The sequence below is a fragment of the Ensifer sp. EB106-05-01-XG146 genome (assembly GCF_058791875.1).
Genome location: NZ_JBYTDX010000003.1, coordinates 245,558 through 266,196 on the forward strand (window position 1 = coordinate 245,558; position 20,639 = coordinate 266,196).

Consider the following 20,639-nt stretch of genomic DNA (forward strand, 5'->3'; position numbering starts at 1 on the left):
TCAAGCGGCCAATCAAAATCAAAGACATGAGAACCCCTGGCCAAAAGCCGGAAAGGAAAGCCGTGCCTCAAGAAATCCTGATAAGCACAAAGCAGACATTTGTGCTCGGCAACTACGAAGACGGTGCGCTACTGCCCGGTCAGATCCGTGGGCGAACGCTCTGTACTCTGATCAGTCAGGGCACGGAGCTTGGCTGGGCCAACGGTGACGTGTTTCCCATCCGGCCGGGCTATGCGGCTGTCTTTGAGGTGACCGAGATCGGAGAGGATGTCGATGGCGTCAGCGTCGGTGACCGGCGCTTTGCAATGGGGCAGCATCGTTCCACGCAGACCCACGATGCCCGACACACTCTGGCGTTGCCGGATGGATTGGCCCCGGATCGCGCCGTTCTCGCCCGCTTGATGGGGGTGTCGATGACGAGCCTGATGACGACGAAGGCGCGTCCGGGTGACCGCGTGGTCGTTTCGGGGGCGGGGCCGGTTGGCTTCCTGGCTGCGCACCTCTTTGCGATCGGCGGCTATCGCGTGACGGTGGTCGATCCGGATCCGGTCAGGCGCGCTCAGGCCGGTCGAAGCGGAATTGCGGATTGCCGAGCGTCTATAGGCGACGCATCGGACCTGACCGGAAAAGTCGCCCTCGTCGTCGATTGTTCAGGTCATGAGGGTGCCATCATCGATGCTTGCCGTCTTGTCCGCAAGCTTGGTGAAGTCGTCATGGTTGGTGTTCCCTGGAGGCGGGCAACCGAATTCTCTGCGCACGAACTCATGCAGGCGGTCTTCTTCAACCTGGTGACGCTGCGCTCAGGCTGGGAATGGGAGGTTCCGATGCTCGGTCGCGACTTCGTTTGGGAAGAACTGCTCGAAGGGTACAACAATGCACCGCATAGCGTCTTCGGTGGCTTCTCGCGCGCGCTCGAATGGCTGTCTGAAGGCCTGATAGAGGTCGAAGGCCTGATCCGCCACGTGACGCCAGACGATCCCGCGTCACTCTATTCGGACATTGCGCGGCGCGCGATTGAGCAGCCCTTCATCGTTATCGATTGGGCCTAGCCCAAGCGCCGGGCCGATGCCCGGCTATCGTTCGTGTATGTGCCTGGCGCGACGCGTTAGGCACATACCAGCCGCATGATGGTGTCGACGTTGAACTGCAGGCGTTCGTCAATCGCTTCCTTGGCCATGAGATCACGTTCGAAAATGATCGATCCGGTGAAACGGTTGGTCAGGTAGTAATAGCCGATCGCTGCAATGGTGATGTTGAGCTGCACAGGGTCGACGCCCGACCGAAACACGCCCTGTGCCGCGCCGCGTTCGAGAATATCGCCGACCATGTTGACGAACTTGCGGCTGGCGGCCTTGATGACCTCGGACTTCTTCAAATGCTTCGCGCGGTGAAGGTTCTCGCTGTTGACCAGCGTGATGAACTCCGGGTTCTTCAGATAATATTCCCAGGTGAACTGGACGAGTTTGGCAAGCGCCGCCTTCGGTTCCAGGTCGTCGAGCTTGAGTTTTTGTTCAGCCGTTCGGATGTCGATATAGGCATCTTCGAGAACGGTCTGGAACAGCCGCTCCTTGCTCTCGAAATAGTGGTATATCATCCGCTTGTTGGCGTTGGCCTTCTCGGCGATCACGTCGACCCGCGCGCCTCCCAAGCCATTCTTCGCAAACTCTTTCTTGGCCGCGTCCAGAATGCGCGCCTTCGTTGCCTCGGCGTCTCTGATGCGTGGCTTTCGGGCTGATTTTTCCGTGTCTTCGTTCGTGATGCTCAAAGCCCTTCCTCCGTCGCCCTCGCGCCTGCTGCGCTGAAAGTCATACACGCCGGAAAGCTGATCCGTCAAAGCGGTTCGTCAGGTCGGTCGGCGCCTGTGCCCATTAAAAGCACTTGACTCGGGGTTTTGTAAAGAAGTAACTAGTTAGTGCGTTAAGTGGGACTGACGAGGCCGGAGGAGGCCAGGGCGACAAGCGTGCGCCGCCACCTGCGAACCTGCATTTTCAACCCGTGTGGGACGGGGAACGCTCACCGAGGATATGGGAGGATTGGCATGTCGACCTTTATTAAGGATTTTATCGAACGCGAGACGGTAAGCCGTCGCAACTTCTTGTTTGCCGCTGCAGCCGGCGTTGGCGTCATGACGGTGCCGATGGCGTTCGGTCGCGGCACGGCGCAGGCAGCGCTCACGGATCCGGCAATTGCCTGGAGCTATCGCGACCGGGCGTCTGCCTACTGGAATTCGGTCGTTTCCGGGGGCGAGGCTTTCGTGGAATCGCTCGGCAAGCCGAAGAGCGCACTCGTCAGCCTGATCAACGAGGGGTCTACGGAAAAGTCGCTCGCCGACATCAAGGCGTTTCTCGCCAAGAACAACGGCAATTGCGCGATCGCCTGCGATGCAAACGACAGCCCCAACGCCAGACCCGTTGTCGAGGCGGTTCAGGCAGCGGGCGCCTACATTTCAACGATCTGGAACAAGACCGACGACCTGCATCCTTGGGATTTCGGCGACAACTACGTTTCCCATATGACCTGGTCGGATGAGAAGCCTGCTGAACAGACCGCGCGGATCCTGTTTGAGGCGATGGGTGGTGAAGGTGGCGTGGTGCACCTCGGTGGCATCGCCGCCAACAACCCGGCAGTCGAGCGCCTGAACGGCCTCAAGAACGCACTCAAAGATTTCCCGAACATCGAGTTGCTCGATGCGCAGCCGGCCGACTGGGACACGCAGAAGGGTGCGGCCCTCATGGCGTCGTTCCTGACCCGCTATGGCGACAAGATCAAGGGCGTACACTGCGCCAACGACAACATCGCCTATGGTGTCATCGAGGCCCTGCGCGCCGAGGGTATCGAGGACATGCCGATCGTTTCCTATGACGGCAATCCGGAGGCCGTGCAGATGGTAATGGACGGCAAGCTCCTGGCGACCGTCTTCACCAACCCGCACTGGGGCGGCGGCATCAGCGCGGCACTCGCCTATCACGCGGCGATCGGCAGCTTCAAGCCGTCCGAAGAGCCGAAGGAACACCGCGAGTTCTACGGCCCGACGATCCTGGTCACGGCCAAGGATGCCGCCGAGTTCAAGGCGAAGTATCTCGACTCCGTCCCGACCTACAATTGGACGGATTTCTGGGGGCCGTCCAACGGCCAGATCCAGTACTGAAATTTCGACCAGCTGGGCGGCAGCCTGTGTGCCGCCGCCCCGTTCCCCTTGTGACTTTCTAAAAGAGGGGTGTCTGACGTGACACGTCGCCTATCGCGCGAAACCTTGATCAAATGGGCGCCGCTTCTGGTGCTGATTGCACTGGTGATCTTCTTCACCGCGCTCAACCCGACTTTCTTTTCCTCGCGGAACTTCGCCCGCATCGCGATTGCGGCAGCTCCGGCACTCATGGTTGCCGTCGGCGTCACCTTCATCATCGTCATGGGATCGATCGACCTCTCGATGGAGGGAACGGTCTCCCTCACGGCCGTGGCCTTTGCGTTCATCTTTGCCCATTTCGGTGGCTCGCTCGCCCCTTCCGGTTGGGTCGCCATTCCGCTTATTCTCCTTCTCGGCGGCGTGATCGGACTGCTAAACGGGCTTGTCCATGTGAAGCTGAAGATACCGTCCTTCATGGCGAGCCTTGCCATGGGCTTCGTCGGGACGGGGGCCGCGATCCTGCTCACCGGCGGTGACATCGTCAAAGTAAGCGACGCGACCTTTCGGGGCCTGCTGACGGTGCGTTTGTTGGGTTTCCCGCTAATGGTCTACGTCGCTGCCTTCTTCCTCGTCGTTGCCTGGTTCATTCAGACCCACACCACGCTTGGCCGCAACTTCTTCGCGGTTGGCGGCGGTGAGGATCTCGCGCATGCCTCGGGCCTCAATGTTACCCGCGTTCGCGTGACCGGCTTTGCGCTTGCCGGCGTCTTTTACGCCATTGCCGCAATCCTCGTGGTGGCGCGCATCGGCCAGGCGGAATCGGTGACCGGTGCGAACTTCATGTTCGTCTCCATCACGTCGGTCGTTGTCGGTGGCGTGGCGCTCTGGGGCGGCATCGGCGGCGTCTGGAACGCACTTGTCGGCGTGCTGATCGTGAACGTCATCGACAACGGCATGGTCGTCATCGGTCTGCCCGACTTCATCCAGGACGGCATGCTCGGCCTGCTCGTCATTCTTGCCGTCGTGCTTTCAACCGACCGCAAGATGCTTTCCTTCGTCAAGTGAGGCACGCCATGTACGAGCTCAAGGCTGTCGACAAGAAATTCCCCGGCGTTCACGCGCTAAAGGCAATCGACTTCCACATCAAGCGCGGCGAGATCGTCGGACTTGTGGGGGAGAATGGCGCTGGCAAATCCACCTTGATGAAGGTGATCTATGGCGCCTACCAGCCCGATGGCGGCAAGGTCCTCATCAACGGAACGCCCGTTCGCTTTGCCAATCCGCGCCAGGCGATGGAGAAGGGCATCGGGATGGTGTTCCAGGAGCAGTCGCTGATCCCGAACCTGACCGTCATGGAGAACATCTTCCTCGGCTATGAACGACAGTTCACCCGCTTCGGTGTCGTCGACTGGAAGGTTATGGCGAAAGCCGCACGCCGTCAGCTTGCCAAGGTGAAACTCGATATCGATCCGGCGATGGTGACGTCGAAGCTTTCCTTTGCCCAACGTCAGCTCGTCGAGCTCGCCAAGGTGTTGACGCTCGAAGAGCGCGTGGAGGGGGATCTCGTTATCCTGCTCGACGAGCCGACCTCGGTTCTGTCAAAGGAAGAGGTGCAGCTGCTGTTCAAGCTTGTGCGGGAACTGGTGACGCGGGCCTCGTTCATCTTCGTCTCGCATCGCATGGACGAGGTGATGGAACTTTCCGATCGCATCTACGTGATGAAGGATGGTGAGGTCGTGGACGTCGTCGACCGTGGTGCTGCCCCGGCCGAGGCCATCCAGCACAAGATGGTCGGTCGCAATGTCGACAAGCAATATTACCGCGAGCATCTGCAAAAGCCGTTCGACGCCGCAAAGGCACTCGTCGAGATGGACCAGGTGGGCCTTCCTGGCCGCATCCAGGACATCTCGCTCAAGCTGCATGCCGGTGAAGTGCTTTGTCTTGTCGGTACGGAAGGTTCGGGGCGCGAGGCAATCCTCAGGACGATCTACGGCATGCTGACGCCGAGCACCGGCCGTCTCCGCATCAAGGGAGGCGATGCGACCGATCTTTCACCGCGGCACGCGGTTTCTCGTGGCGTCGGCTATGTGCCCCGCGAGCGCAAGATCGAGGGCATTGTTGCTGGCATGAACGTCTACGAAAACATGACGCTTTCGCAGATGAAACACCGCTCGAAAGGTGGTGTGCTGCGCGTCGGCGAGGAGCGGGCGCTTGCCCGTGAATGGATCAAGAAATTGTCGATCAAGGCCCATTCCGAGTTTGCGGATTGTGGCAATCTTTCAGGCGGAAACCAGCAGAAGGTGGTTCTGGCCAAGTGGCGCTCGGCCGGTTCCGACATCATGCTGCTCGACCATCCTACGCGCGGTCTCGACATTGGCGCCAAGGAAGATGTCTACGACATGATCCGCGCCATGAGTGCGGCGGGCGTCGGCATCGTGCTGGTTGCCGACACATTGGAAGAGGCAATCGGCCTTTCGCACACCATCATCGTCGTCAAGGACGGGCGCATCCAGAAACAGTTCGCCTGCGAACCGGGTTCCAAGCCCACGCCCTATGACCTTTTGCACTACATGATCTGAGGGACCAATGGATATTCAGCGCCTCAAACCGCACCTTCCCTGGATAACGCTCCTGGTGCTCGTCGCCGTCGTCGGCATCACCGATCCCGGTTTCCTGCGACCCACGAACCTTCTCGGCATTGCCGGCGACATCGTGCCACTCTTCATCATGGCGCTCGGTCTCACTTTCGCCATCTATATCGGCGGCATCGACCTGTCTGCCCAGTCGATGGCAAATATGGTGACGGTCATCGCCTCGGTTTACCTTGCCTCGCTCGGTGCCTGGGTTGCCGTACTTTGCGTCGTTGCCGGCTTTCTCCTTGGCACGCTATCCGGCTTCGTGACGACACGGCTTTTCGTGCCGTCCTTCATCTCCACGCTTGCGGTCGGCGGCGTTGCGTTCTCGGTTGCGCAGTGGCTTTCGGGTCAGCGCGCGCTCAACATGGACGCCGCTCAGCGCAACGAAACCTTCGGCTGGATGATTGGTCATACTTGGGGCGTCCCCAATGAACTCTTGATTGCCGCGGGGCTCGTGGCCCTCTGCCTCTTCATCGAACGGCGCACGACGCTCGGTCGCGTTCTGAAGGCGGTCGGTGCCGGCGAATTGGCCGCCGCCGCGTCCGGCATCGATGTTGCGCGCTACAAGATCCTTGCATTCGCGATCTCCGGTGCACTTGCGTCCATTGCCGGCCTGCTCTTTGCGGTCAAGCTCTCCGGCGGCGCACCGACGATCGCCAATGGATTCCTGTTGCCGGCAATCGTTGCCGTGCTGGTCGGTGGCACGCCTTTGACGGGCGGTGTCGGCGGCGTGATGAACACCGTGGTCGGCACCTTGATCGTTGCGGTCATCCGATCGTCGATGCTGTATTTCGAGATCGACGCGACCCGGCAGCAGATCGTCTTCGGCGTCGTGTTGATCATTGCCATTGCCCTGACGATCGATCGCGCCAAGCTGCGCACCGTGAAGTAGGAGAGTGGCGATGACGACCATGCGCGCCGCCGTGCTCACTGCCCCGAAACGCTTCGAGGTTCGGGAGGTCGCCTTGCCGATCGTCGGACCGGACGATGTGCTCGTCCGGGTCACGCGCACGGGCATCTGCGGTACGGACATTCATATCTTCAACGGCCACTACGCGGCTGACCGGCTTCCGCTCGTCCCAGGACACGAGTTCTGCGGAACGATCGCCGAGCTTGGCGCCAACGTCCGCCATCTTGCGGCCGGAGCACGCGTGGTGGTCGATATCAACATCGGCTGCGGCAGCTGCTATTGGTGCCGTCGCAATGAGGTTCTGAACTGCGCCGAGGTTACGCAGGTCGGTATCGGTCGGGACGGCGCCTTTGCCGAATATGTAGCGGTTCCGGCGCGACTGGCGATCCCGGTTCAGGCTGATATCGCCGATGCGGTGCTTGCGCTCACGGAGCCGGTCGCCTGCGTCGTTCGCGCGGCGCGTAAGGCGCAGGCGACGTTCGGCCAATCGGTCCTCGTCTTCGGCGCCGGACCGATCGGAAACCTGCATGTGCAGATGATGCGCCTTGTCGGCGCGGCGCCGATCATTGTCGCCGACCTTTCGCCAGACCGTTGCCGCATGGCGATCGAGGCCGGGGCGGATGCGGCGGTGTCGGATCCAACCGCACTGAAAGCCGTGGTTCACAAGATGACCGGCGGACGCGGCGCGGATCTCGTGATCGAGAGCGTCGGCAACCGGAAGCTCTACGAACAGGCATTCGATCTTGCGCGACGCGGCGGCCATGTCGCCTTTTTCGGCATCACCCCGCCCGGAGAGACCGTAGCTCTCGACAGCCTGCGAACGGTGTTGGAAGAAGGGAGCCTCAAAGGTTCTGTTGCCGGGATGGGCGAGGATATGCACGACGCACTCACGCTTCTGTCGCATGGCCGGTTCCGCACGCAGGATTTCACCAAGGCAAGCTATCCGCTGGAGGCCATTCAGGAAGCCTTCGAGACGATCGGCGAGCGGCCGCAACACCTGAAGACCCAGATCGCCATCGCGGCGTAAACTATCGAAGTGGAGGTACCAGATGGACCAGACGAAGACGTTTCTTGCTCCCCCGTCCGCAGCGCGCAGCTTCGGGTTCTTTATCGACGGGCAGTGGAAAGAAGGGACCGACCACTTCGAACGCGCCTCGCCAGGCCATGGTACGCCGGTCACGCGCACCGTTCGCTGCACGATCGATGATCTGAACGCGGCGGTAGCTGCGGCGCGCAATGCCTTCGAGGACCGCCGCTGGTCCGGGCTTTCCGGGGCTGCGCGCGCCGGCGTTCTCTTGCGCGTCGCCGAAATCCTGCGTCGCCGCCGGGACGAGATCGCCTATTGGGAGACGCTCGAAAACGGCAAGCCGATCTCGCAGGCGCGCGGCGAGATCGATCATTGCATTGCCTGCTTCGAGGTCGGTGCCGGCGCCGCCCGCCTCCTGCACGGCGACAGCTTCAATTCGCTCGGTGACGACCTGTTCGGTATGGTGCTGCGCGAGCCGATCGGTGTCATCGGCCTGATCACGCCCTGGAACTTTCCGTTCCTGATCCTGTGCGAGCGCGTGCCTTTTATCCTGGCGTCCGGCTGCACCATGGTGGTGAAGCCGTCTGAAGTCACCTCCGTGACCACGCTGCTTCTGGCCGAGGTTTTGGCCGAAGCCGGCCTGCCTGCCGGCGTCTACAATGTCGTCACCGGTTCCGGCCGCTCGATCGGGCAGGCGCTTGCCGAACATCCTGACGTCGACATGCTTTCCTTCACGGGATCGACGGCCGTTGGGCGCTCCTGCGTCCACGCTGCCGCCGACAGCAACTTCAAGAAGCTGGGCCTCGAGCTCGGTGGCAAAAACCCCATCATTGTCTTTGCCGACTCCGACCTTGAGGATGCCGCTGACGGCGCCGCTTTCGGCATCAGCTTCAACACCGGACAATGCTGCGTTTCGTCGTCGCGCCTGATCGTCGAGCGTTCTGTCGCGGCGGAGTTCGAAAAACTCCTGGTCGAGAAGATGAAAAAGATCCGGGTCGGCGATCCCCTGGACGAAGGCACCCAGGTGGGCGCCATTACCACTGAGGCCCAGAACGCCACGATCCTGGACTATATCGCCAAGGGCAAGGCGGCAGGCGCCAAGCTTCTCACTGGGGGCGAGACGATCGATCTTGGCCACGGCCAGTACATCGCACCGACGCTTTTCTCCGATGTTTCCCGCGACATGGCGATTGCCCGCGACGAGATTTTCGGCCCGGTTCTGTGCTCCATGCATTTCGACACGGTCGAGGAAGCCATCCAGCTCGCCAATGATACGGTCTACGGCCTGGCGGCGAGCGTGTGGACGAAGAACATCGACAAGGCGCTGACTGTGACACGGAAAGTGCGTGCCGGCCGCTTTTGGGTCAACACGATCATGGCGGGTGGCCCTGAGATGCCGCTCGGTGGTTTCAAGCAGTCCGGTTGGGGCCGTGAGGCCGGCGTCTACGGGGTTGAGGAGTATACGCAGGTGAAGTCCGTTCACGTCGAGATCGGCAAGCGTTCGCATTGGATTGCATGATGTCGCAAGGCTATGATTATGTGATCGTCGGAGGCGGTTCCTCCGGTTGCGTATTGGCGGCGCGACTGTCTGAAAATCCGTCGGCGCGCGTCTGCCTCATCGAGGCCGGCGGGCGCGACAGTCATCCGCTGATCCACATGCCCGTCGGCTTTGCCAAGATGACCGCCGGTCCGTTGACCTGGGGACTGAAGACCGCGCCCCAGAAACACGCCAACAACCGTGAAATCCTCTACGCCCAGGCAAAGGTGCTCGGCGGTGGCTCCTCGATCAATGCGGAGGTGTTCACGCGTGGGCATCCTGGTGATTACGACCGCTGGGTCGAGGAGGGCGCGGAGGGCTGGGGCTTCAAGGATATCCAGAAGTACTTCCTGCGCTCCGAGGGCAATACGATCCTCTCGGGCACATGGCACGGAACGGACGGCCCGCTCGGTGTGTCGAACATTCCCGAGCCGCAGCGCATGACGCGCGCCTTCGTACAAAGCTGCCAGGAACTCGGCATACCCTACAATCCTGATTTCAATGGTCCGCTCCAGGAAGGATCTGGCGTCTACCAGACAACAACCCGGAACAACCGCCGTTGCTCTGCAGCGGTCGGTTATCTCAGGCCGGCCCTGAAGCGCAAGAACCTCATGGTCATCACCGGGGCGCTCGTGCTGCGTGTCGTCTTCGAAGGGCGACGCGCCGTCGGCGTTGACTATCAGGTCGATGGCAAGCGGATGACCGCGCGCGCCGACACCGAGGTGCTCTTGACCTCAGGTGCGATCGGCACGCCGAAGCTGATGATGCTTTCGGGCGTTGGTCCTGCCGCGGCACTTCGCAGCCACGGCATCGATGTGATCCAGGATCTGGCCGGCGTGGGCGAAAACCTGCAAGACCATTTCGGCGTCGATATCGTCGCGGAGTTGAAGGATCACGACAGCCTCGACAAGTACAACAAGCTGCATTGGTCGATCTGGGCGGGTCTTCAATACACACTGTTTAACTCCGGCCCAATCACCTCCAACGTGGTTGAGGGCGGGGCATTCTGGTACGGCGACAAGACGAGTCCCTATCCGGATCTGCAGTTCCATTTCCTTGCCGGCGCCGGCGCGGAAGCCGGCGTACCCAGTGTGCCAAAGGGTTCCTCCGGCATTACGCTCAATTCCTACACGCTGCGCCCGAAGTCGCGTGGGACTGTCACTCTTCGCTCAGCGGACCCGCGCGATCTTCCGATCATCGATCCGAACTTCCTTGCCGACCCCGAAGACGTGAAGATCTCGGTCGAAGGCGTCAAGATCAGTCAGGAGATCTTCGCTCAGCCTTCGCTGGAGAAGTACATCAAGATCAGGCACTTCCCGAGCCGGGATGTCCGCACGGAAGCGGACTACATCGCCTATACCCGCCAGTACGGTCGCACATCCTATCATCCGACGTGCACGTGCAAGATGGGGCGCGACGAGATGTCGGTGGTCGATCCGCACCTGCGCGTGCACGGGCTTGACGGCATCCGCATCTGCGACAGTTCCACCATGCCGAGCCTTGTCGGGTCCAACACCAACGCGGCAACGATCATGATCGGGGAAAAGGCCGCAGACATGATCCGCGGCAATGCCTGAGCAGGCTGGCCGATAGTAAAAAAAGGGCGGCTCGTGGGCCGCCCTTTTTCTGTCAGTCCCATTCAGGAACCCAGGGAAGTTGTCCTGGTTTGATGATGCGGTAACCGGTGGCCGTCAGCGCGTCGATCCTTTGCATGTCGATTGACGAGAGAGTGAAATCCATGATCTCGAAGTTCGCGCGGATGTTTGCCGGCTTGGTGGACATGGTATTGAGCGGAACGCCTTTCTGGATAATCCAGCGCAGCGCCACCTGCGCCGCGGACTTGCCGTAGGTCTCGCCGATCTCGGAAAAAAGGCCGTGTTTGAAGATCTCTCCACGGGCGATCGACGCATAAGAGGTGATCGGGATTCCTGTTTCCGCGGCGGCCGCGAGCAGTTTCTCCTGGTTGAGTAGCGGGTGGAATTCCACCTGATTGGTCACGAGCGGAACATCGACGATGGACCGCGCTTCCCGCATCATGGCCGCCGTGTAGTTCGACACGCCGACAGATCTCGTCAGCCCTCGTTCCAGCGCGGATCGAAGCATGCGCAGCGAGGGGGCGATCTCTCCGTTGGCCGGCGGCCAGTGCAAGAGAAGAACATCGACGCAATCGGTCTTCAGGGCTCGAAGGCTCGTCTCGACCGAGGGGAGAAACGTCTCGTCCGTGTAGTTGTCCGGATGCACTTTCGTGGTGATGCAGAGTTCAGAACGGGGAACGCCGCATTCCGCCAGTGCTTCGCCGGTGTCAGCCTCGTTCCCATACATCTGCGCCGTATCGAAGGCACGATAGCCGACGTCGATAGCGGCCTCGATCGCTCGTCGCAGTTCGTCCCCCTTCAGCGGGTACGTGCCAAAGCCGCGCTGAAAGCTCTTCTGGAAGTAGATGTTCATGCCTCCCCCTTGGTCGATTGCCGAGCTGGCGTCGAATGCCGGTCATTCGAAAATCGCGCCGGCCGGCTTGTCTTGTCGCGAATTAACATATAACTAGTTAGTTACTTCAGGCAATGAAAAACGGAGGATCAGGCGATGAAGAAGGTGAAGAGCGCGCAGGAGGCGGTGCGGCTCATCAAGGATGGCTCGGTCGTCGCCGTGAACTCTTCGTCCGGCCTTTGCTGCCCCGATGCGGTGTTGAAAGCGCTCGGCGAGCGCTTTGACAGCGAAGGCCATCCGCGCGGCCTCACCTCCATTCACCCGATCGCCGCCGGCGACTTTTTCGGGACGCGCGGCGTCGATCACATCGCCAAGCCCGGAATGCTGGTGAAGATCATCGGCGGCTCCTATCCCTCCGGGCCAAGCAACGCCGAGCCGCCGCTCATCTGGCAAATGATCCTGAAGGAGGAACTCGCCGCCTTTAACGTGCCCTCCGGCATCGTCTTCGACATGCTGCGTGAAGGTGCTGCCAAGCGTCCGGGCGTGCTGACGAAGGTGGGGATGGAGACCTTCGTCGATCCCGAACAGGATGGCTGTGCCATGAATGACCGGGCGCGGGCTGAACCGATCGTCAAGCGCGTGTCGTTCGAGGGCGAGGACTGGCTGCATTTTCCGACCATCCGCCCCGATGTGGCGATCATTCGCGCAACGACCGCGGATGAGAAGGGCAACCTGACCTTCGAACAGGAAGGGGCGACGCTCGGCGCGATGGAAATGGCACTGGCAGCCCGCAATTCCGGCGGTCTTGTGATCGCTCAGGTCAAGCGCGTGGCGGCAAGTGGCACCCTTCGTCCCCACGATGTGCGCGTGCCCGGCATCCTCGTCGACATCATCGTTGAGGCGCCGGATCAGCTGCAGACGACGGCAACGCCCTACGACCCGGCGATCTCAGGCGAGCTGTTCCGGCCGCTCGAGACGTTTCGCACGCCGGCGCTGGACGTCGGCAAGGTGATTGCTCGACGTGTGGCGCAGGAGCTCGAGGATGGCTGGGCAGTCAACATTGGCTTCGGCATATCAGCCAACGTGCCACGGATACTCATCGAGGAAGGGCATCACGGCAAGGTCACCTGGGTGATCGAACAGGGAGCCGTCGGCGGTGTTCCATTGCTCGACTTCAATTTCGGCTGTGCATCCAACGCCGAGGCCTTCGTCGCCTCGCCGCATCAGTTCTGTTACTTCCAGGCGGGCGGATTTGACTGCTCGCTGCTGTCCTTCCTGGAAATCGACGCCGAGGGCTCGGTCAATGTCAGCCGTCTCGCAGCCACCCCGCACCGCACGGCAGGCGCCGGCGGCTTCGTCGACATCACGTCGCGCGCAAAGAAGATCGTGTTCTCCGGCAATTTCAATGCCGGCGCCAAGATGCGCGTCGACGATGGCCGGCTGGTGATCGACAAGGAGGGGCGCATCGCCAAGTTCGTGCCGAAGGTCGATCAGGTGAGCTTCTCCGGCAAGCGCGCCCGCGCTCAAGGGCAAGACATCAGCTACGTCACGGAGCGCTGCGTCATCCGTCTCGACAGCGAGGGGCTCGTTGTCACCGAAGTTGCGCCGGGTCTCGACCTTCAACGGGACGTGCTTGATCAGGCGGCAACGCCCCTTCGGGTTTCAAAGACGCTGAAGCGGATGGATGGCGCCCTGTTCCGCCCCGAAGCCATAGGGCTTTCGCTGTGAGTGATGCGCGGATTGAACTGGTCGTCACTGATCGCATCGCGCGGCTGACGCTCCGTCGTCCGGAGAAGCTGAATGCGATCGATGCGGATATGGTGGACGCGCTTTTACAGGCCTGTCGCACCATCGAGCGTTCAGACGCGGTCGTGGCCATCCTCTCTGGCGAAGGCGAGAGATCATTTTGTGCAGGTGGTGACATCGACGCATGGAGCAGTCTCGATGCCGACAGGTTCTCCCGTCGCTGGCTGCGTGATGGCCACGACGCCTTCGATGCGCTGGCGCGCCTTTCCGTGCCGCTGATCGCCGTCTTGAACGGGCATGCACTCGGCGGCGGATTGGAACTCGCCGCCTGTGCCGACCTGCGCATAGCCGAGGCGCATGTGAAGATTGGCCAGCCGGAGCCGGGGCTTGGCATCATCCCCGGATGGTCGGGCACGCAACGCGCCTCGCGCCGGTTCGGAGCCCAGCTGGTGCGACGCATGGCGCTTTTCGGCGAGGTCTACGGTGCCGGGGAGGCGCTGTCGCTCGGGCTTGTCGACAGGGTGGTTGTAAAAGGCGAGGGGCTTGCCGCTGCACAAGTCGCTGCCGAGCGGGTGCTGCAACGTTCGCCGCGGGCGACGGAACTCACCAAGATGCTGATCAATGCGGCCGAGGGTGAAGAGAGCGAACGCGTGGTTGAGGCGCTTGCTGGCGCGGTGGCAGCAGCCTCGAGCGATCTAATGGAGGGGCTTGCGGCCTACCGTCAGAAGCGTTCGCCAAAGTTCAACCGATAGGTCGGCGCCGTTCTCCCGGTGACCCGGCCCTTGATGGCGGTGTGTCATGAAATCTGACGATAAAGAATTCCTCGCAGACCTCTTTCGCGCTGCGATCGAGGCTGCGGACCCGGAAAATGCCCTGCGCGCCCATCTCCCGAGCCAGCCACGCGGACGGACCGTCGTCATTGGGGCGGGCAAGGGGGCGGCCCAGCTCGCCGCCGCTTTCGAAAGGCTCTGGCGCGGTCCGCTCGAAGGCGTTGTCGTCACGCGCTATGGTTATGCCGTCCCGTGCAGGCGTATCCGCGTACTTGAGGCCTCCCATCCCGTGCCCGATGCAGCCGGATTGCAGGCAACAGATGCGCTTTTCGAGGCTGTGCGCGATCTTACCGAAGATGACCTTGTCGTTGCGTTGATCTGCGGTGGCGGTTCGGCCCTGCTGCCGTCTCCGCCGGGCCAGCTCACGCTGGAAGAGGAGGTGCTATTCAACCAGACCCTACTTGCAAGTGGCGCGCCGATCTCTGTCATGAACGCCATCCGCAAACAGGTCTCGGGTATCAAGGGCGGTCGTCTTGCGGCCGCCTGCCATCCGGCAAAGGTCGTCACCTTGGTGGTGTCGGACGTGCCGGGTGACGATCCGGCGCAGGTTGCCAGCGGGCCGACCATCCCGGACATGACGGATCGCGCGCTGGCGCGGAACCTGGTTAAGACCTGGGGCATTGCCCTTCCGGCGCGGGTTGCCGCGTGGCTGGAGGGCAACGAAGGTCTGGCGCCTCTCCCAGGCGATCCGGTCTTTACGAGGAACGAGGTCCGGGTGATCGCGTCTGCGAACCTCTCGCTGGAGGCCGCCGCCGCCCGCGCTGCGTCACTTGGCGTTCCCGCGGTCATCCTCTCCGATTCGATCGAAGGGGAGGCCCGCGATGTCGCGCGCGTTCACGCGGCCATTGCGCGTGAAGTCGCCGGTCGCGGCCGGCCGTTCTCGCGCCCTGTCGTCATTCTTTCGGGTGGAGAAACCACCGTCACGATCAAAGGCGGCGGCAAGGGTGGGCGCAACACGGAGTTTCTGCTTTCCCTCGCTGTTGCGGCCGACGGGATCGGCTTCTCCGCAATCGCCGCCGATACCGATGGCATCGATGGCTCGGAAGACAATGCCGGCGCCTTTGCCGACGGGCAGAGCATGGCGCGCTTGCGCAACCTGGGGTGCGATCCTTCGGCCCTGCTTGCCGACAATGACGCCTGGACGGCCTTCCATCATCTCGGCGACCTGTTCGTTCCCGGGCCGACCGGAACCAACGTCAACGACTTCAGGGCAATCCTGATCCGCTAACCCGCGCCGTTGCCGGCGCGGGTTCCGCGTTGCTCAGGCCGGAACGGGCGCGTCGTCGCGCAGGAGGCCCTTGTGCTTCAGGTCCGCCCAGAAATCTGTCGGGATCGGATGCGAGAACCAGGCCAGGTTCTGCTCCAGCTGTTCGATCGTGCGCGTACCCGCCATGAAGGATGGAACGGCGGGATGGGCGACAACAAACTGCAGCGCGGCTGCGGCCAGCGGCACGTTATAGGCAGCGCAGACGGCTTCGATCCTTGCAACTTTTTCAAGGATTTCGCGCGGTGCCGGCGCATAGTTGTACTTCGCACCTTCCCTGGCGCCGGTCGCGAGGATCCCTGAATTAAAGCCGCCGCCCACGACAACGGCGGCGCCGCGCTCCTGGCAGAGCGGCAGAAAGCTATCAAGCGCATCCTGTTCGAGTAGCGTATAGCGCCCCGCCAGCAGGAAGCAGTCGAAGTCGCGACGCAGCAACGCTTGCTCGCAGACCTGCCATTCATTGACGCCCACACCGATGGCCTTCACGACCTTCTCGGCTCGCAATCTTTCCAGCGCCCGCCAGGCGCCGTCCATCGCCTGCTCGAACACTTCAGGTTGCTCGCTGCCGCGCGTGAAGACGTCGATATCGTGGATGAAACACATGTCCATGCGCTCCAGTCCCAGTCGTTGCAAGCTGTCCTCGAAAGCCCGCATCGTCCCGTCGTAGCTGTAGTCAAAATGCATCGTGAAAGGTGCGGCATTCGTCCAGGGGGCAAAATCGATCGTGTCGCGCCGCGCCGGGCGCAAACGCCGGCCCACCTTGGAGGCGAGCACGAAGTCGTCACGTTCCTTCCAGCGCAGCGCATGACCCGTGCGCAGCTCGGCGAGGCCATGGCCATACATCGGGGCGGTGTCGAAGAAGCGGACGCCGGCCTCCCAGGCGCGCGCGAACATTGCTTCCGAGGTCGCCTCGTCGATCTCGCGAAAGATGTTGCCGAGGGGTGCCGTTCCGAAGCCGAAGGCGGTCACCTCCAGCTCCGTCCTTCCGAATTTTCTCTTTTGCCCAGGGTGCATGTTTTCCTCCATAAGTAACTGAATGGTGAATAGTATGCATGGCCCTAAACGGCTGTGCAAGCAGCATCCTTTTCGGCCTCCAAGTTTTTCGTCTTGACGACATCCGGCTTCAGAATATATGTAACTAGATAGTTACTAAAGATGAGGCGAGGCAGATGTATCTCACCGAAACGCAGGAGCAGGTGCGCGACATGGCGCGTGCCTTTGCCGACGAAATGATCCGCCCGATGGCAGAGGAGCTCGACCGCGAGGAGCGCTTCCCGGTGGGGCTTTACGATGAAATGGCAAAGCTCGGCCTTTTTGGCATCGGCGTGCCGGAAGAACTCGGCGGGCCGGGGTTCGATACGCTCACTTACGCACTTGTCATGGAGGAGCTGAGCCGCGGCTACGCATCCGTTGCCGACCAGTGCGGCCTGATCGAACTCATCTCGACCTTGCTCGTCCGCCACGGGACCGAAAGCCAGCAGGCGATGTTGCCTAATATCCTCGGCATGCGCGCCAAGGTCGCCTATTGCATCACCGAGCCGGAAGCCGGCACTGACGTTTCGGGCATCCGCACCACGGCAGAGCGTGACGGCAACGGCTGGCGGCTCAATGGCGGCAAGATCTGGATCCACAACGCGCCGGTCGCTGACTACGGCTTCGTACTGGCCAGGACCGACAAGGAAGCGGGAAACCGCGGCATGTCGATCTTCATCGTCGACCTGCACGCCGCGGGTGTCGAAAAGGGGCCCAAGGAACACAAGATGGGACAGCGGGCGAGCCAGGTCGGCGCGCTGAATTTCGACGACGTCAAGCTTTCGGCCGACGCTCTCTTGGGCACGGAAGGCCGCGGCTTCCACATGATGATGTCGGTGCTCGACAAGGGTAGGGTCGGCATCGCGGCGCTCGCCGTCGGTATCGCCCAGGCGGGGCTCGAAGCGGCGCTCGACTATGCCGGGACACGCAAGCAGTTCGGCAAGGCCATCGCTGATTTCCAGGGTGTGCAGTGGCTCCTTGCCGACATGGCGAAGGACATCGAGGCTGCCCGTCTGCTCGTCCATTCGGCCGCTTCCAAGATCGATAGCGGCGCCGACGCCACCAAGGCCTGTTCGATCGCCAAGTGCTTTGCCGGTGATGTGGCCGTGCAGCGGACGGCCGATGCAGTGCAGGTCTTTGGCGGCTCCGGCTACATTCGCGGGTTCGAAGTCGAACGCCTCTACCGCGATGCGAAAATCACGCAGATCTATGAGGGCACGAACCAGATCCAGCGCATGATCATCGCGCGCGAACTCCTGAAGAAGGGCGCACGGGCATGACCGGGTCCGAGCCTCGCCCCGTCGCACTGGTGACCGGTTCCTCGCGCGGGATCGGGCTTGCCGCCGCAGAAGCCCTGGCGCGGGAAGGATTTGCGGTCGCGCTCAACGGACTGCCGGATGATGCCGAACTGCCGTCAGCAGTCGAGCGGATCGCTGCTTACGGTGTCCCGGTCATGGCTGCGGCCTTCGACGTCAGCGCGATTGCCGGCCACGATAGCGCGCTCGCAGCGATTGAAGCCGAACTGGGCCAGATCACGACGCTCGTCAACAATGCGGGTGTCGGCGTTCTCAGGCGCGGCGACATGCTGGAGGTGTCGGAGGAAAGCTGGGATCGCTGCTTCGCCGTCAACACCAAGGGCATGTTCTTTCTGAGCCAGGCCTTTGCCCGGCGTCTTGTCGCCCGTAGCAAGGGCGCGCTCTTCCATTCGATCATCAATGTCACCTCGTCGAATGCCGTCGCGGTGGCCGAGCAGCGGTCGGAGTACTGCGCGTCGAAGGCGGCAGCCGCGATGGTCTCCAAGACGCTAGCCGTCCGGCTTGGACGGGAAGATGTCGCCGTCTACGACGTCCAGCCTGGTCTGATCGCCACGGAGATGACCGCACCCGTCATCGACGCCTATCGCGAGCGGGCGGAGGAGGGGCTCACGCTCTTCCCGCGCGTCGGAAGGCCCGAGGAAGTCGGTGCCCTGATCGCATCGCTTGCGGCGGGGCGTCTTCCCTACACCACCGGAATGACGATCCCGGCTGACGCCGGCATGCTCGTCCCGCGCTTTTGAGGTCCCCATGAAAATCGCGCTTCCCGATACTGATGGACGCCTGTCCGACTATGCCCTCATCGGCACGCCGATCGCGGCTGCGACACTTGGCAGGAACCCGGCGCGTGTCGTCTATTCCGCGGCTCACGTGGTCGCCGACCCGTTCACAGCCAGCGATCCGTCCGGCCGCGCCGCCGTCGACTGGGAAAAAACCATGGAGTTCCGCCGCTATCTCGCGGGCCTCGGGCTCGGCATCGCCGAGGCGATGGATACGGCGCAGCGCGGCATGGGCCTCGACTGGCCGGGCGCTCTGGAACTGATCCGCCGCACGCGGGAAGAACTGCCGGACGCCGTCGTCGCCAATGGCTGCGGCACTGATCATCTCGACCCGGCGACCGTCACCAGTATCGAAGATGTTCGGAGAGCCTATCTGGAACAGGTCGAGGCGATCCAGAAGGTCGGCGGGCGACTTATCCTCATGGCGTCTCGTGCCCTGGTGCGGGTCGCTGAGCGACCGGACGATTACGTCAAGGTCTATTCCGATGTGCTAGCCGCCTGTGACGCGCCTGTGATCTTGCACTGGCTGGGCGAAATGTTCGATCCGCAGCTCGCCGGCTATTGGGGCAGCAGGGATTTCGACCCGGCGATGCAGACCGCGCTTGCCGTCATCGACGCAGATGCAGCCAAGGTCGACGGCATAAAAATCTCCCTTCTCGACAAGGAGAAGGAAATCGTCATGCGCCGCCGGCTGCCTGCCGGCGTTAAGATGTACACGGGTGACGACTTCAACTATCCCGAACTGATCGAGGGCGACAGCGAAGGATTTTCGCATGCCTTGCTCGGTATATTCGACCCCCTGGCCCCGGCTGCGGCTTACGCGGTGGAGAGGCTTGGCGAAGGGGATCGCGCAGGCTTTCGCGCAACGCTTGATCCGACCGTGCCGCTCGCGCGGCTGATCTTCCGGGCGCCGACGCAGTACTACAAGACCGGCGTCGTCTTCCTTGCATGGCTGAACGGCTTTCAGGATCACTTCGTGATGTTGAATGGCGCGCAGGCCATGCGGCCGCTGCCTAACTTCGTCGAGCTGTTCAGGCTCGCTGACCAATGCGGGCTCTTGCGCGATCCGGCGCTTGCCGTGGATCGGATGAAGAAGCTGCTTGCGCTCTATGGAGCGTAGCCATGCGTGATTTCACCACCGACCATTCCGCCCTGGCGCTGAACACCGCCAGCCTCGGGCACAACCTCGATGGCCATGGGGCGGGCTGGTCGCCCGAGCGCGTTATCGACGCCTGTGCGGAACGTGGCTTCGGCTCGATCGTCTTCTGGCGCCGCGAGATCGGCTCGCGCGCGATTGAAATCGGCGAACGAGCGCGGGCAAGCGGCCTCTCGATTGCCGGTCTCTGCCGCACACCGTTTCTCGTCGGTGCGGAAGCTGTCGATCGACAAAGCGTCATCGACGAGGCGAAGGCCGCGATCGACATGGCCGCGGGACTTGGAGCATCGGTGCTGACGATCGTCGTCGGCGGCGTGCATCCGGGAACCAAGGGCACGGGAGAGAGCCTGAAGATCGTCGCCGATCGTGTCGGCGAGATCGCGCCCTATGCCGCCGGCCGAAACGTCAATCTGGCACTCGAGCCGCTCAATCCTGTTTATGCGGGGAACCGGTCCTGCCTGACGACGCTGCGCGATGCCGTCGATATTTGTGATGTGGTCGGGGCGACCAATCTCGGCGTCGCCATAGACGTCTACCATGTGTGGTGGGACAGCGAGATCCAAGCCCAGTTGCAGCGCGCGGGCGCCGAGCGGATCTTCGGCTATCACCTCTGCGACTGGCTCGCCGACACGCGCGACGTGCTTCTCGATCGCGGCATGATGGGCGATGGGGTCGCTGACCTGAAGTCGCTGCGACGGAGCGTCGAAGACGCGGGTTATGCGGGTCCCTGCGAGGTCGAGATCTTTTCCGCAAACAACTGGTGGAAGCGGGACCCGAGCGAAGTCCTCGACGTGATGGTCGAACGCTTCCGCACAATCTGCTGACGATTTGGCTGCTGACGATTTGGGAGGCAAA

At 62.2% G+C, this 20,639-nt stretch carries 18 protein-coding genes; 15 read left to right on the plus strand and 3 right to left on the minus strand.

Translation table 11 applies throughout. From position 1 onward, the window contains the following. The first annotated feature begins 62 nt into the window (after nt 1-62). Entirely contained in the window at nt 63-1,049 is a 987-nt protein-coding gene (locus AC3WVQ_RS29875) for a zinc-dependent alcohol dehydrogenase (RefSeq protein WP_060528838.1), read from the plus strand. Between the two features lie 56 nt (nt 1,050-1,105). Here the strand turns inward: AC3WVQ_RS29875 and AC3WVQ_RS29880 are convergent, their stop codons facing one another. Next, on the minus strand, nt 1,106-1,765 hold the full coding sequence (locus AC3WVQ_RS29880; protein ID WP_089045975.1) for a TetR/AcrR family transcriptional regulator: 660 nt from the start codon (nt 1,763-1,765) through the stop codon (nt 1,106-1,108). A gap of 273 nt (nt 1,766-2,038) precedes the next feature. Here AC3WVQ_RS29880 and AC3WVQ_RS29885 point away from each other — a divergent pair, with 273 nt between their 5' ends. The 7 genes from AC3WVQ_RS29885 to AC3WVQ_RS29915 all read left to right on the plus strand — a co-directional run bounded on the left by AC3WVQ_RS29885 (nt 2,039) and on the right by AC3WVQ_RS29915 (nt 10,814). Further along, nucleotides 2,039-3,148, plus strand: coding sequence for a sugar ABC transporter substrate-binding protein (locus tag AC3WVQ_RS29885; protein ID WP_492383385.1), 1,110 nt, complete (start codon nt 2,039-2,041; stop codon nt 3,146-3,148). A gap of 78 nt (nt 3,149-3,226) precedes the next feature. Continuing rightward, nucleotides 3,227-4,192 carry an ABC transporter permease gene (locus AC3WVQ_RS29890; RefSeq protein ID WP_060644039.1) on the plus strand — a complete coding sequence of 322 codons (966 nt, stop codon included), beginning with the start codon at nt 3,227-3,229 and terminating at the stop codon, nt 4,190-4,192. Between the two features lie 8 nt (nt 4,193-4,200). After that, a complete protein-coding gene (locus AC3WVQ_RS29895) occupies nt 4,201-5,706 on the plus strand; it encodes a sugar ABC transporter ATP-binding protein (RefSeq protein ID WP_034801561.1) in 1,506 nt (501 codons plus the stop codon). Between the two features lie 7 nt (nt 5,707-5,713). Next, nucleotides 5,714-6,655, plus strand: a complete 942-nt coding sequence (locus AC3WVQ_RS29900; protein ID WP_034801563.1) for an ABC transporter permease — start codon at nt 5,714-5,716, stop codon at nt 6,653-6,655. A 10-nt stretch (nt 6,656-6,665) separates the two neighbouring features. Then, a complete protein-coding gene (locus AC3WVQ_RS29905; RefSeq protein ID WP_060644042.1) occupies nt 6,666-7,700 on the plus strand; it encodes a zinc-dependent alcohol dehydrogenase in 1,035 nt (344 codons plus the stop codon). Nucleotides 7,701-7,722: 22 nt separating this feature from the next. Next, nucleotides 7,723-9,219, plus strand: coding sequence for an aldehyde dehydrogenase family protein (locus AC3WVQ_RS29910; RefSeq protein ID WP_090297672.1), 1,497 nt, complete (start codon nt 7,723-7,725; stop codon nt 9,217-9,219). Then, entirely contained in the window at nt 9,219-10,814 is a 1,596-nt protein-coding gene (locus AC3WVQ_RS29915; protein WP_492383386.1) for a GMC family oxidoreductase, read from the plus strand. The genes AC3WVQ_RS29910 and AC3WVQ_RS29915 overlap by 1 nt, the downstream gene beginning before the upstream one ends. Before the next feature lie 52 nt (nt 10,815-10,866). On the opposite strand, the gene AC3WVQ_RS29920 is transcribed toward AC3WVQ_RS29915, so the two are convergent. Then, a complete protein-coding gene (locus AC3WVQ_RS29920) occupies nt 10,867-11,685 on the minus strand; it encodes an aldo/keto reductase (protein WP_060520398.1) in 819 nt (272 codons plus the stop codon). 135 nt (nt 11,686-11,820) lie between these two features. On the opposite strand from AC3WVQ_RS29920, the gene AC3WVQ_RS29925 reads away from it, so the two are divergent. From AC3WVQ_RS29925 to AC3WVQ_RS29935, 3 genes are read left to right on the plus strand one after another with little or no spacing between them, the layout of a single operon-like run. Further along, nucleotides 11,821-13,392 (plus strand): acyl CoA:acetate/3-ketoacid CoA transferase, encoded by a 1,572-nt coding sequence (locus AC3WVQ_RS29925; RefSeq protein ID WP_090428843.1) that lies wholly within the window; start codon nt 11,821-11,823, stop codon nt 13,390-13,392. Continuing rightward, nucleotides 13,389-14,162, plus strand: a complete 774-nt coding sequence (locus tag AC3WVQ_RS29930; protein WP_060528843.1) for an enoyl-CoA hydratase/isomerase family protein — start codon at nt 13,389-13,391, stop codon at nt 14,160-14,162. The genes AC3WVQ_RS29925 and AC3WVQ_RS29930 overlap by 4 nt, the downstream gene beginning before the upstream one ends. 46 nt (nt 14,163-14,208) lie before the next feature. Beyond that, nucleotides 14,209-15,468: a glycerate kinase type-2 family protein gene (locus AC3WVQ_RS29935; RefSeq protein WP_113081139.1), complete on the plus strand. Its 1,260-nt coding sequence runs from the start codon at nt 14,209-14,211 to the stop codon at nt 15,466-15,468. A 33-nt stretch (nt 15,469-15,501) separates the two neighbouring features. Here AC3WVQ_RS29935 and AC3WVQ_RS29940 read toward each other — a convergent pair whose 3' ends face one another. Continuing rightward, entirely contained in the window at nt 15,502-16,518 is a 1,017-nt protein-coding gene (locus AC3WVQ_RS29940) for an aldo/keto reductase (RefSeq protein WP_060520402.1), read from the minus strand. Between the two features lie 155 nt (nt 16,519-16,673). Between AC3WVQ_RS29940 and AC3WVQ_RS29945 the strand changes: the two genes are divergently transcribed. The 4 genes from AC3WVQ_RS29945 to AC3WVQ_RS29960 are packed head-to-tail and all read left to right on the plus strand — an operon-like array spanning nt 16,674 to nt 20,608. Beyond that, nucleotides 16,674-17,816, plus strand: coding sequence for an acyl-CoA dehydrogenase family protein (locus tag AC3WVQ_RS29945; protein WP_060520403.1), 1,143 nt, complete (start codon nt 16,674-16,676; stop codon nt 17,814-17,816). After that, entirely contained in the window at nt 17,813-18,592 is a 780-nt protein-coding gene (locus AC3WVQ_RS29950; protein ID WP_060528847.1) for a 3-ketoacyl-ACP reductase, read from the plus strand. Before AC3WVQ_RS29945 ends, AC3WVQ_RS29950 begins: the two co-directional genes overlap by 4 nt. Nucleotides 18,593-18,599: 7 nt before the next feature. Then, on the plus strand, nt 18,600-19,748 hold the full coding sequence (locus tag AC3WVQ_RS29955; protein ID WP_492383387.1) for a dihydrodipicolinate synthase family protein: 1,149 nt from the start codon (nt 18,600-18,602) through the stop codon (nt 19,746-19,748). A gap of 2 nt (nt 19,749-19,750) precedes the next feature. After that, entirely contained in the window at nt 19,751-20,608 is an 858-nt protein-coding gene (locus tag AC3WVQ_RS29960) for a sugar phosphate isomerase/epimerase family protein (protein WP_060644046.1), read from the plus strand. Nucleotides 20,609-20,639: the final 31 nt, after the last annotated feature.